Origin of the sequence: Neobacillus sp. 204, assembly GCF_046562815.1 — a bacterium.
Taxonomy (GTDB): domain Bacteria; phylum Bacillota; class Bacilli; order Bacillales; family Cytobacillaceae; genus Neobacillus.
This window is the reverse complement of the sequence record NZ_JBJORY010000002.1, coordinates 137,084-150,835: the sequence shown is the minus strand read 5'-3', so window position 1 is coordinate 150,835 and position 13,752 is coordinate 137,084. Positions and strand designations below refer to the sequence as shown.

The window sequence follows — 13,752 nt, the reverse complement described above, 5'->3', positions numbered from 1 at the left end:
AACAACATTAACGGGTTCTGATACCTGTCACAAAACTTTTATTTGTTCTAACTAATGTATGGAAATATGTATAACTAATTGCACCGTAAAATGCGGTGCTTTTTGTTTATTAAAAATGACGTATGAATTGGTTATGTCATTTTCTTTTTATATCAAGGTATCTATTTTTTTGGAGTGTTTTTTCGGTACGAATTGCTAAATAACACAGAAAATCGCAATACTTTTCAAAGGTTTTTACAACACAATTCAGATTTTAATTCACATTGAAAAATGCCTAGAGAATTTTCCTCTAAGCCTTGCTTCTTATTATCTCTTCTTTCACTAAAGCACCCGTTAGCTTAAGTACATTAATTCACAAACTTTACTTCTTTATTTAGAAGGAGTTGCATTAACAACCCTTGCTGTTGATAAGGATGGTTCTTGTAGGGCAATCACAAACTATAGTCGTGAGACTTTAAATCAGGAGGTCTAATAAACATTATGCAGAAGGCATCTACAGTAATTTTATCAGCAGGATTATTACTAACAGGCTTTCTTGGAGCTTGTGCTAATGCTAATCAAGATATTTCTAAGAATGAGATTACCCCAGAAAAGGTTAGTACTGAAAACCAGATTAACACTGATAATCAGGGTAAGCATTTAGGTTGGCAGAATGAAAGGAATCCCCATTATGTAACTCCTAAGTCTAATGAACTGATTATAAAGGAGTTTGCTGAGGCTACTTTAGGCAGGGAAGTAACTTGGGTAGGGCGTGAGTATGACCACTTTCCTATGACTGAGACTTTCCATATCTACTTTAATGACCCTGATAATACGTACTCATATAACCCTACTGATAATAAGGCTATCATGGAGAAGGTTAATGAGGTCTATGGGACTAACTATGATGTTTATAGCCATTATGGTACTGGAGCAAGCAAGGTTCTTATATACTGGAAGTCTCAGTAAGGAGGCGCTTCTGCCTCCCTCCCTGAAGTACTTACCATCTAAAAAGAAAAGCCCTGACCTTGTTTGTCAGAGCCTCTACGAAAATATCTAACCAGTTTTTTAAGATTACAGTTGACGTGACTGCTTTATATCCCTTGAAGAGACTGGAATGCTGCTCACGCATGATAATAGCAATGCTACAAGTAATAGACTAACGAAAAATCCAAAGCTCAGGCTGAAACTTGATGTCACGTTTAGGATTCGGCTCGCTATTGAAGGGCCAAATGACATTCCTAAAAAGTTGATTAAGTTATAGATCCCCAGCCCCATTGCACTTTTTTCCTTCTTTATCGTGTGGGGAATATCAATATTGATGACAATGGTAAGGATTGTAAAGCTTATATTAATAAGGGCAACTCCAACACTAGCCACTGCAAATTGGTTTACTCCAAAGATGGCTAATAGCAGAAATCCAATGAATTGAAGGACGACAGCAACGACCAATCGACCATTCCCTTGGATGCGGGTTATAGCTGGTCTTATTACGAAGCTCAGCAAAAAGGAAAAGATTGATATCCCCGCCAAAATAAAGCCAGTTTTCAAGGCAGAGACATGAAACTGCTGTCCTGCTAATAACGGAAAAAGAAAAATAATTCCCACCATGGCAGCACTATTAATAAAACTAAGCAAAAGGAACCGATTAAAGGCATAGAATCGAAAAACTGATAGATCCATAAATATCTCGACATCTTGACGTTTGCTATGGATCCCCATAAAAAATACAGATATCACTGTAATGATTAGCAAATAACCATTTAATTTGACTCCTAAAATAAACGTCACGACAAAAGTCAATAAATAAAGGAAGCCTAAAAAATCAAACGGTTGGGTAAGCTTCTTATGATTGGCATATCCGGAGGGCACAAACAAAATAATTCCTAGCAACGTAAAAATAGCCATACTCATTAATAAAAATAGGGAGTGCCAGCCCCAAAAATGAGTAAAGAAGCCTCCGAGCAAAAATCCTATTCCTGAACCAAGTGATAGACAGGCACCTATTAATGATAGAGCCAGATTGCGTTTAGGGAAGGTGAGATACTGATTCGTCAGGATCATGGATAATGCAATAAACGAGCTACCACCTGCTGCTTGAATAATACGGGCCAAGACCACAACGATAAAATCATTCGTCGTGTACCCTATAAGGGAACCTGAAACGAATAAACTAATCCCAAAAATCAACAAACTTTTAATTTGAAAATAAGAGGCTAGCTTACTATAAGTAATCGAACCACAGGCAATCACTAAAGTATAGGAAATAACCACCCAGCTAATTTTGGAAGCTGTCACCTCAAGCCCATTCATCATATCAAATAAGGCAACATTAAACAGAAGTGAATTGGCTACCCCGGATAAAACGATTAAACATAATGTGATAATCAACCTATTCTCTTTTTGATTCATCTATTTCTCCCCCATTATATCAAAGTCATAAAACTTTAGAACTAATAACCAAAAAAGGAGGCTACATTAAAGTGTAGCCAAAAACCCAGGTAAATAGCGGGTGAATGTCTCCTCATTTAATGAGACATATTTTATGACACCCTCACGGTCAATCTTCACCAGCTCTGCTTCGGATAAAATTTTTAAATGATAGGAACCATTGGACTTACTTACACCTAAACTCCTTCCTATATCCGTACACATCGGGCGATTGTTTCCGTAATACAATAAGCGGATGATTGCGATCCTTTTTTCATCTGCTAAGGCATTAAATATTTTTATTCGTTGCGTATCGTTTTGTTCTAAAGTCATATGACTATTATATTATTAGAATTCAAATTGTCAACTTCTTTGCCGAATACTTTCTTGGATTTGGCCGGGATGCACAAATTATCAAACCAGTTCAACTAATAGAGCAGCTACCTTTTGGGTTTACTGTATTATATTTATTGGCAAATTTATGTTCAACAATTTGTAAGTGAAAATGTACTGTAAATTGTATACTTACGGAAAGTTCTGTAACCCTGCAATTTCGTATACAAATTGTACTACAAATACAAATAATAATATTGCCATAATGCCATATATATCAACAAAAATAGGCCATCAAATACAACTACAATTTGATGGCCATTTTCATTTACATTTTTACGTTTTGTGACAGGTATCAGAACCCGTTACAACAACCTGGCGGTTTTTTCTTGTTTGCTATGAACGCTACTTTATTTCCGTTTGATTGAGATGCTGCTGTTTCCTGAGGCATCTTTCGCGTAGACCGTGAATGTAGTGCCTCGCTTCACTTGCTTTGGTAATTTAATGCTAAATGTTCCTTTGCTTGTTGCTTTGCCTTTTGCGATGACGCTGTTGCCTACTTTAATCACAACGATTGCCTTTGCTTCTGCTTTTCCTTTTATCTCGGTGACATACTTCGAACTGCCTACTAAACTTGTAATACTTGGTTTTGGTGGCGCCGTCCGATCAAGTACAGTCACTTTCGAAATGGTACTCACATTACCAGCAAAGTCTTTTGCCGTCACAGTTAACATCGTTCCTGCTTTTTGTTTTACGATTTTCACTTGGAAAACACCTTTTGAATTGGCTTTTCCAGTTGCAATCACTTTTGATCCTAGTTTGATGCTAACCACTGCATTGGGTTCCGTTACGCCAGTGAATACACAATCATTGTCATCGACCGTATTCACTTTTGGTGGTTTCGGTGCCGTTTTATCAATTACCGTGAATGTGGTTGTTAAACTTTGATTGCCGATTGTGTTCGTCGCATAAACAGAAAGCGTCGAACCTGCCTTTTGCACTGCGAATTTCACGCTGAAGTCGCCTTTCGCATTGGCTTTTCCACTTCCAATTTGGAAGCCTTTGTTTTTCACAATCACTGTTGCGTTTGCTTCTGTTTTTCCTGAGATCACCGTGTCATTGTCATCAACTAATTTTGTAGTAACCGTTAATTTGATCGGTGATTCATAACGTAAAACGGTAACGGTAAATGCTTTTGTTGTGCTTGCGTTTCCTTTTGTAATCGTTGCAGTTAATGTAACGGTTCGATTGCCCATCACATAACTTGGACGTTTCACTGTTCCATCTGCTCCAATAATCGAAGGAACATTTGATGACCACTTGATGTTCGTGTCGTTTGCACCTTTTGTTGGCAACGTTAATGCGGTTTTCACAGCGTTTTGCGCAATGTTCGCGTTTTTGATCACATTCCACGTAATGGATGCTTTTGCAGCAACCACACTTGCATCGTATGACGTATCTTCACTTCGCACAAAGAAATAAAACGGTTTTGCCAAACCTACATTGCCTAGTTTTAAGTAAGCCGTCACTCGAATGTACTGGTTTTGAGCTGGTTTTGTCACTTTTCCGTCATTCGCGATCACGTCTGGTGCATCTGACTCCCATCGGATTTCAACGCCGTTTGTTCCAACAGTTGTTGGGAACGTTAAGTCTTTTGTGACGTCTAAATCACTCGTGTTGTCGCCAAGTAAGTCTTTTGTTTCAATTGAATTAGCAGCTTGCAACACTTTTGTGCGTTCTTCGTTTTTGCTATCTTTTAGGACTGTTAGATGAAACGTTTTGTAGAATGTACTTTTGTTTCGTGTGAATTTCGCAACGAGTTCAACGTGCGCATCGCCTTCGTTAAATAACGGTAGGTACACGCGACCTTGATTTGTAATGTGCGCCACATCATCTGACGTCCAAGAAATTTTCGAGCCATTTGAACTTCTTGTTGGTAATGTAAGTGCTTGTGCGACATCATTTTCGTTTGTGTTCGCTCCGCGAATTACATCCCACGTTAGGAATGATGCATCTTCTGCGACTGCAAAACGATCGTCTCCGTTTTTCGCTTTGACGGTAACCGTAAACGTTTTCGTCCCTGTCGCATTTCCAACTGTTGTGATGGCTGTTAAGGTCACATCTGCATCAACTTCTGGTCGGTAGACATGTCCGTCTTCTGTGATAACTGACTCATCACTACTTTTCCATGTGATGTCTGCTTTATTCTCTTTATCAACAGTCGGAAGGGATAGATGCGTTAACACATTTGTAGGTTCCGTGTTTAACCCTTTGATCGCTTCCCATGATAATTTTTCTGAAGCCATGGTTGCAAGTGCTTGATCTGCATTTTCAGCAGCCCCAAGACGATAAACCACCACATTAAAGACAAGTGGATGATTCCCTGCGAATGGATGAGCTGGGTTTTCACCAATCGTGCTTCCACCATCAATTTCAAAGAAGTTCACACCCGGTTTTAACTCACCCGTTGGCATACTGAAACGTTTCACACCCGGTTCATTGTTGTATCCTCCTGGGATGTCTTGTGTTGTAAAGGCATTGTCATAAGGGCCACTTCGCCATGCTGACGTTGGATCAAATAAGTTTTTGTAGAAGTTGTCTTCTCCCGCAACTCTTCGATTCCAGTCAACCCATTCCGCGTAGAAGTTATTATTCACAGCGGTCACGTTTCCGTTTACAGTGAACGTTGAATCATACGTAAAGAATGTAGCCGTACCCGTTGCATCAATGATCGCTTCGTCAAATTTGACTTTTGGGATGTACGAATTTTTGTGTACAGGTACCTTAATCGTCGTTTCATGACCTAAGTAGTCAATCATTGTGACCGGGATTTCACTATCTCCTTGTGGGATACTACTTGGGTCGTTATAGCCAACAGCAGCGTTAAAAGCATACACATCACCAATTGGTAGATTCCATTGTGGAATCGCATCTGGCACATAAGATAGACCGGCTGCTTTTTGTTGATTGCCTACTAATAGAACAGGTGCTAAATCTGGGTTAAACGAATAGTTTTTCGTATTTCCGTAAGGTGAAACTAGGTATCCTGACACATATGGATCAAATCCTTCAACATTGTACGATTCCATGTTCATTTTGATTCCTGGTTGTCGCGTGTCATCTTTATATGGCACGACATTAATCGCGACGTTCGTTGTTGTATCTCCGTTCGTAACGGTTACTTTGTCATCCGCTACATTCACAGTGAACTCGCTATTTCGCGTATTCCCAAGTGCATCTGTCGCTGTTACCATCAGATTGTGTTCGCCATTTCCGAGCACTACTGGGTAACGGAATGTTTGAGCAGAAGTTGTCGATGTGAGCACACTACCCATTGTTTTTGGCGCGTTTCCGTCAACAGCTACGTCTAATTTAAACCCATGTGAATTACTCACACTATCTGTTGCAGATGTGTTGATCATCAGCGATACCGGATCGCCTGTTTTTTCAACATACGCTTTCATTTTCGTTGGGTTAATCGTCATCGTTGGTGCATCTGTATCCACGTACGTTTTAATCCCAATTGCTGAAGTGGTTTGATCATTCCAATTTTCACCCTCTGCTAATGCAACAAATTTCACATAATATTGACCTTTTTCCAAGGTAGCAGGAATGGTGAATTTCCCTTTAATTTTGTACTGGCTATACTCAGCGTAAGCAGGTGTTTCTGTGACTAAATCCTCTACATTTAGATCAACAGGTGAGCCGATGATACTCGCGTTATCGTAATAATCTCGTAAAACGATCGCTTGCAGTTTTTTCACGCCATTTTTTGGCCCAACCGCATCAAAGTTTAAGGTAAACTCATCGCCTGGTTTCCCGTCTACATCCCAGTACATACTTGGTACATTGTTCCCAAGTGTCGCAGACGATAAATCGATCCATACATGTTTTGTTGTTTTTTTGACAACAACCGTATGTGGTTCACCTTGATTGCCGACTTTATCCATCGGTGCAATCGTAATGGTGTTTAGTCCCTCATTTAATTCAGGAATCTTCAGTTCGTATGAACCATCTTCGTTTTGTTTCACATCACCACGATAGTTCGTAAATGGCTCACTCCCGTTGACAGCAAGGAATACGTTGCCATCCACAAACCCAGCATCCCCATCATCCATTGTCCAACGCACTGTATAAGAATCGTTATTCGTTGTTTCTGGATGTGTTTTTTCATCATAATCTTTTGAACGAAGCATATTTAATGTTGGTGCGGTTGTATCTTTGTACATCGGTAAATAAACTGTTGGTTGTGGTTTTGTATTACTTCCATCTGCTGTTGCCGTCATGGAGAAATAATATTGCCCATCTGGAAGGTCAACAGCTTGATTCCAACCATACCAAACCCAGTTTTCTTGGAGTGCAGAAGGGTAGCCTCCGCTATACGGATCGGTTTTCACAACCCATTCGTCATTTGTGATGTGCGACACCACGTTATGGTCTTTATCCACGACATCGATGTTCAAGTTTCGTGCACTACGTAATAATGAGATGGCCGGTACTGGATATAAACCCTGACCAAACGCATAAAACTTGTCGCCAAGCGCTTTCTGGGCTTCTGTTGTTGGGACACCAAATATTTGATCGTACCCAAAATACAGTCCGCCTGCTTGAAGCGCAAGTTGTGTGCCGCCGCCTGAATTGCCCCACACATTCGTTGTGTCTTTCGTATCAATGATCGTCGGCTCATCCCAATCCCCGTAAAATCCGTTATAGGGGACGTTTAATAGAGGGAGTTTTGAGTCCGTTGGCTCTAGGTAGATATAGCCTTCGATAAACGTATTTTTCAGGGCGGATGCACCAAGTTTGACCGCCACCGTTACACGTTTTGTGCCATTTGCAGGAATCGTAATTTCCTTGTTATCAAATGACAATTTCGCGTCATCTAAATAGCGACTACGAATATTATCTGAATTTGTTTTCAGTGAATCCTTTAAGCTATCCGTCATCACGGTGCCGTTTAATTTATATGTCACTGCCTTATTCGTAAGATTTTGTGCCGTTATCGTAAACGATGTTTCTTTTCCGATTTCTTTTAAACTAATGCTACCTGTTCCAGTCGATCCACTCACCACAACCGGTGTTTGGAGTGCAAGATCCGGACGAATCATCCCAGCACCTTGTCGTCTAGGTTGGTATTCTGTCATATAGTCATTTCGGTTGATCGAATTGTCTCCATTGACGAAATCGCGTTTTGCCGGAATTGACGTATTCATCAGAACGTTTTTCGTTAATTGAGCAAACGCTCTTGTTCCCGGGGTGAATCCTTTTGCAATCAGCCCTTGCATCACGTCAGCCACTGCACCCGCCACATAAGGTGCTGCCATTGACGTGCCGTCTTCGCTTTCGTAGCCATTGTGTTGGTCTGGATCACTCGTTCGAACACTCGACATGATGGCATGACCAGGTGCCATGATCTCTGGTTTTAATAATAAATCACTTGTTGTTCCCCAAGAGGTAAAGTCTGTTGGTTGACCTGGGTTCGATTCTGCAAAAGCCGAACCAATTTTTTCTCCTTGAATCGCAAAGTCGATCGAAGCCGGTTCATTTGCACTCATTGGTCCGATGTCAATGTCACCATCATCACAGGTTGCCATTGGTCCGATGACAATGCCACCATCATCATCGCAAGACAATTCGTTAAATTTTTCTTCTAACATCATGCCATCTTCGTAGCTTAGAAAAGAAAAGGGAATACTACTGAACCCTAATGGTTCTGGCTTTGCTTGCGTCGTACTTCCGTTATAAACAATGATACCGACAGCGCCTTTTTGTTTTGCATTCGCTACTTTTTCGCCAAAATTGATGGTACCACGTTTGACTAAGACCACTTTCCCTGTGACATCGATATCGTCATAGTCAGACAGTTCACCAACTTTTTCACCAAGTGTCACAAGAGAATAAATTTTGTTTTTGTCATCTTTCCAGTGCCAGTCATCTAGCCCTTCACCTGAGAATGTATTGTTCAATCCATCACCAGAGAAAGTATAGGTATGCTTTGACACCAAATTGTTTGCTGCTGCAACAGTAAAGGAATCTGGATACACGCCAGGATTTCCAATTTTATTTAAATCAGGCGTTTCGCCGATTTTGATACTTTCACCTAATCCTCTTCCACGGTCTGCATAGGCATTTGATGCATTCCCCGCAGCCACAACAACGATATGTCCTTCGTCTGTTGCATTTCGGATGGCAATCCCAAGTGGATCATTTGCGTCTCTTGTATCGAATGAAGAAGAAGACCCTAAACTCATGTTAATGGTGTCTGCTCCAAGTGCGGACGCATGGTCAATCCCCTTGATAATATCTTCTGTTAACGCACCGGCTTGGTGGTCTGAAAACACTTTTTCCGCAATGATTTGCGCTTCTGGCGCAACACCTTGCATCACAGGACCGGAACCAGCTGCGATCCCAGCGACGTGCACACCATGTGAACTTGTTGCATTGTTTGGATCTTCCACACGCGGAATGATATCATCATTTTGGTCCGCCCAGTTGTATCCATCGACAACCTTTAGGGAAGTCGTTCCATCAGGACGCGTAAATTTCCCTTTTTTAATGCGTAATTTACTTTGTTCCTTTGGATCAGGAAACGCTTCATGTGTATAATCAACGCCCGTATCAACGACGGCGATCAGCATCCCTTCTCCTTTATAACCAGTTGGTTTCCCAACGCTTGAACCATTCCATACGTTTTTAATCCCTGTTAACTCATGTTGTTGGTTCATCGCAGGGTAGAACGTTTTTTGAAGGGTTACCGCTTTCACTCCAGGTAGATCCTTGATTGCTTCAATGTCACTATACTTGATGTGGTCAATACTGAACCCTTTGAAGACATGTTCGAATTCATGTTTGAAAACGGCTGGTTTTGCACTTTTCGATTTCCCGACTGACAAGGTACTCATCACGGCATTCTTTTTGGTTTCAATGTCTGCTTTCACAAGGCTTTTTGCCTTATTTTGCGATAATTGTGTCGCCCCAACTGTTTCTGTCATATCCGAAACCGTTTGACCTTTTAACTCAACAATAACGGAAACCAGTTCATCTGGTTTGTGTGTTTCGATCGTTGAGAGAGACTCTTTACTTGCTAGTTTCTTTTTTAAATAGCTAGCTGCCGCAGCCTCGATACTCTTTTCCCCTTTTTTTGTTAGTTCCGCCAATTTTTCAGGCGATAACTGGGCTGAACCCGGGGTTTTGTCATTGTTTGTGACTAAAATCCCAGCCGTTGGCCCCTCTTCGTTTGCGACGATTGGTCTTGACTTGGTTTCTTCGGCATGTCCAAATGACATGTTCGAAAAGGTTAACCCAATCATCGTTGCGACCGACAGGACCTTCATCGACTTCTTCTTGTGTTTGTTTTTCATAGCTTCCCCCTCCGACTGACCCTGCTCAATCCGGTTGTTTTGATTTAACATTATAAGTATTTAAAATTTTCTTAATACTTATAATGTCATTCTACCGAAATAGTAAACTGGCGTAAAATGGGGGAATTTTTCCCCTTTCCGCCTGTTTATATCCCATGCGTTGAACGAAAAATAGGACAAATTAACTAAATTTCGTGTCTACGCCCTAAAAATCGATCGAAATCACCTTAAAACTTGGGGGAATTTTGGCGCATTCTAGTATTCTCCTGTACTTTTCTCGTTTCTCACCATTTTCCACAAAAAAAGAACTCATGAAATGAGTTCAAATGCATTCGTTGTTTAATTCGCTTGCGATCTTTGGGCATGGGGTCTGACCCCCATAACTTAATAAAAATCTTCTATGTCACGATGAGGCAAAACTCTTTCCGTTCAGATAATAAGCGGACTCCTGAAATGTGCTGAAAGCGACTTCTACTTCTGGAAATTCGAGTGCTTGAATATGTTTGGTTACAATGCTGGCAAATTGATCTTGAATTTCCTGACCGCGATTGAACCATTTTACTTCAATTAATGGGTAACCTGGCACTTCATTGCCATCAAATACATAGGTAGAATTGACAATTTCTAAGGTGAAATTGTCCGTTCCACATGCACATAAATCCGCCAAATCTTGTACTAATGAAGTACTAACCGTTTTTACCTGATCCACTGAAACTCCTCGAATGATTAAATGTGGCATACAAATCTCTCCTGTATGGGTTTGATAAATTTTTACTATATAAATTATGACACTAATTTATATAATGGCCAAATCAAACCTGCTGATGGAATAGCGATCAATTGGGATTGAAGTTTCCCCATCCAGAATTAACTCAGTCATAAGAGTCCCTATTAGCGGCGACAGAGTTATGCCGCTATGCGTAGCTGCCACATAAAGGTTTTCAATACCCGGGATATTCCCTAGAATGGGAAAACCATCTTCCGGCATGGCTCGAATTCCTGAAAAAGCGCGAACAATCTTTGCTTTTTTTAATTGCGGAATATAGTGAACAGCCATATTAGCCGTTTCTTGAATGACATCCAATGTGGTTGCTCTGTTAAATCCTTCTTCTTCCATTGAATAACCGATTAATACCTCGCCATTAAAGGCCTGTCTTAACCCGCTGATGGTATAATGTAAAAATGGTTTTAGAGGTTCGGTAACAAGAATCTGCCCTCTTAACTGATTGACCGGAATGTTGATATCTACTAATTTTCCTAATTCTCTTGACCAGGTGCCGCCAGCAAGAACAAGATTCTTACAAGCATACGTTCCCTTTTGTGAGACAACAATGAATTTTCCGGGAAGCTTTTGAATCTCCGTTACTTTATTATAAGTAGAGTATTGAACCCCATTTTTCTTGGCCGCCCTCATATACATATCGACTAACCGAAAAGGATTGACGTTGCCATCAATGGAACTATACGTAGCGCCTGCAACCTCCGGATTGAGCGATGGTTCTTTTTCTAAGGCCTCCTCACGGGATAAAACCTTAATTTTGATGCCAATTTTTTTGTAGGCCTCCGCAAGCCGTAACGCTTTTTCACAATCGGCTTTATTAAAAAATGGGGAAAGTCCGCCAGTCCGTTTATATTCTACATCCCCAATTTTTTTTGATAAATAAGGATAAAGTTCGGCACTGTACATATTAAACTCTGCATACCAAGACGGTGTTTTATTATGAACCCATACCCACGCTTGTGTGGAACCTGAAGTTCCCGATAGAGGGAATTTTTGATCCAGTATCATAATTCCTTCCTTTTTTCGTTCCGAAAGGTGATAAGCGATGCTGCTTCCGACTACCCCTCCCCCGATAATGATTGTTTCATAACTAGTTTCCATTTATCTCACCTTCCCATCCTCTAGCTCCACCTCATCTAAAACAGATTTCACCGAGGAAAATGAGGTACTATTCGTTGCTAGTGTTTCAAGCTTAATTGGACTTATCGGCATCCTCATACGCGGCAGGGAAATCGCATGAAAAGGTAGGCCTGTTTTCTCATGAATTATAGTGGCCACCAGGCTGTTGCATATTTTTGACTGGCATGGTCCCATGCCGCAGCGTGTCATTCTTTTAATATCATCAAATCTCTTGGCGCCATTCGAAATGACTTCCTCGATTTCTTCGTAACTAATTTCTTCACATCGACAAATAATCGTGGTTTTATCCAATTTATTCACCTTCTAGTCTCTTAATCTTTTCGAACTAAGAGATAAATTGGTCCTTAAGGACGGGATGTTCATAGTTTTCAACATGATGCATTCTTGCTTTCCATGCATCTGGATGAAGCTTCGTCTCCAGTATTTCGAGTTCTCTCCATAGAGACGTGGTCTCGATATCGGCCTCTTGCTTACGGATAGCTCCCAAGGATTCAGAAACATTAACCCCGGCTATCATACCTGTTGTTAGTAAAACTCCCTGAGAACTGACCCCAGCAGCGTTCCCTGCTAAAAAAACATCTTCCCGGTCTGTTTGTAAAGATTTGTTGTATTGCGGGATCCAGCCTCCTAGTTCTTTTTGATAACTGAATGAACAGCCAAGCTGGTAAAAAACATCTAGAATAGGCGACCGGCCGCCATCTATACATACGACATCAACACTTACGGTAAGAATTTGTTCTCCGTGCTCGATATCAATTTCCTCTACCTTACCAATTCCCCTGGCTTCCTTGATGGAGGAATTAACATAAACTGGAATACCTTTTTTTCGAACCTCTTCCCCTTTTTCTGTATCCCGTGCCGTTAAGCTTGGAGTTTTTTCAACTATCCCCTTTATTTGTACACCTAGCTCAGAAAGCTGGAGCGCAACATCCATTGCAAAGTCACTGGATCCTAAAATTACGGCATGTTTACCAGGGAGAACAAAATCCCGATTTATTAAGGTTTGGACTGCACCTATGGTCATGACTCCAGGTAGCGTCCATTTCGGAAAGGCAAGGGCATTTTCAGCCGCACCCGTAGCGACGATTATTTTTTTCGCTTTAAGAGGGATTACATTGACCTCATCGGTAATACCAACACTTCCATCCTTGTAAAAGCCAATCACACGATGACCTAGCAAACAACGAATCGAGTAGTCCTCTACTTGTTTCGTTAAAAGACCAGCCAGCTCAAACCCGCGCATAGGCTGATAGGACGAAGGAAGCGATTGAATGAGCTGGGTCTGTTGAATTAATTGTCCGCCCATTGAAAAAGATTCTTCTACTATGGTTACATCTAAACCTCTTGATGCTGTTTCCAATGCAGCTGTAAGACCTGAGGGACCAGCACCAATAATAAGAACATCAGTCTCCACGGCATTCACTCCTTACTTCTGGATCTCCATCATTCGGATAAATCTTCATGCCTTCTTCAACCTTCGTCATGCACGTTCGTACATGATCCTCCCCATTTACCGTCATATAGCAGCTGCAGCATCTGCCCCGCGAGCAAAACAAGCCTCTTGGCTGGATTAAATTCCTGCTCTGCCCTAATTTTTTTATATCATTGGCTAACAATGCTGCAGCGACGGATTGGTGTTCATAAGCTTTATACGGTTCATCATTAAAGTAGATTGTTACTTGTTTTTGAAGCTGTTCCCCTAATACGGGATGATGTTTAATGTGCATA

Annotated in this window: 9 protein-coding genes; 1 reads left to right on the top strand and 8 read right to left on the bottom strand. The window is 41.0% G+C overall.

Going from position 1 to position 13,752, the window contains the following annotated elements:
* The first annotated feature begins 480 nt into the window (after positions 1–480).
* Positions 481–948 (top strand): hypothetical protein, encoded by a 468-nt coding sequence (locus ACJ004_RS04820; RefSeq protein ID WP_410891447.1) that lies wholly within the window; start codon positions 481–483, stop codon positions 946–948.
* A 105-nt stretch (positions 949–1,053) separates the two neighbouring features.
* On the opposite strand, the gene ACJ004_RS04815 is transcribed toward ACJ004_RS04820, so the two are convergent.
* The 8 genes from ACJ004_RS04815 to ACJ004_RS04780 form a co-directional block, all read right to left on the bottom strand.
* Positions 1,054–2,391 carry an MFS transporter gene (locus ACJ004_RS04815; protein ID WP_410891446.1) on the bottom strand — a complete coding sequence of 446 codons (1,338 nt, stop codon included), beginning with the start codon at positions 2,389–2,391 and terminating at the stop codon, positions 1,054–1,056.
* A gap of 66 nt (positions 2,392–2,457) precedes the next feature.
* Complete coding sequence (locus ACJ004_RS04810; protein ID WP_098573007.1) at positions 2,458–2,742, bottom strand: ArsR/SmtB family transcription factor; 285 nt, start codon at positions 2,740–2,742, stop codon at positions 2,458–2,460.
* Positions 2,743–3,152: 410 nt separating this feature from the next.
* Positions 3,153–10,103 carry an immunoglobulin-like domain-containing protein gene (locus tag ACJ004_RS04805; protein ID WP_410891445.1) on the bottom strand — a complete coding sequence of 2,317 codons (6,951 nt, stop codon included), beginning with the start codon at positions 10,101–10,103 and terminating at the stop codon, positions 3,153–3,155.
* 403 nt (positions 10,104–10,506) lie between these two features.
* Complete coding sequence (locus tag ACJ004_RS04800; protein WP_410891444.1) at positions 10,507–10,842, bottom strand: DUF1904 family protein; 336 nt, start codon at positions 10,840–10,842, stop codon at positions 10,507–10,509.
* Positions 10,843–10,899: 57 nt separating this feature from the next.
* Positions 10,900–11,985: an NAD(P)/FAD-dependent oxidoreductase gene (locus ACJ004_RS04795; protein WP_410891443.1), complete on the bottom strand. Its 1,086-nt coding sequence runs from the start codon at positions 11,983–11,985 to the stop codon at positions 10,900–10,902.
* On the bottom strand, positions 11,986–12,324 hold the full coding sequence (locus tag ACJ004_RS04790; protein WP_410891442.1) for a (2Fe-2S)-binding protein: 339 nt from the start codon (positions 12,322–12,324) through the stop codon (positions 11,986–11,988).
* Between the two features lie 25 nt (positions 12,325–12,349).
* A complete protein-coding gene (locus ACJ004_RS04785; protein WP_410891441.1) occupies positions 12,350–13,438 on the bottom strand; it encodes an NAD(P)/FAD-dependent oxidoreductase in 1,089 nt (362 codons plus the stop codon).
* A complete protein-coding gene (locus tag ACJ004_RS04780) occupies positions 13,428–13,751 on the bottom strand; it encodes a (2Fe-2S)-binding protein (RefSeq protein WP_168243807.1) in 324 nt (107 codons plus the stop codon). Before ACJ004_RS04780 ends, ACJ004_RS04785 begins: the two co-directional genes overlap by 11 nt.
* Position 13,752 lies beyond the last annotated feature (1 nt).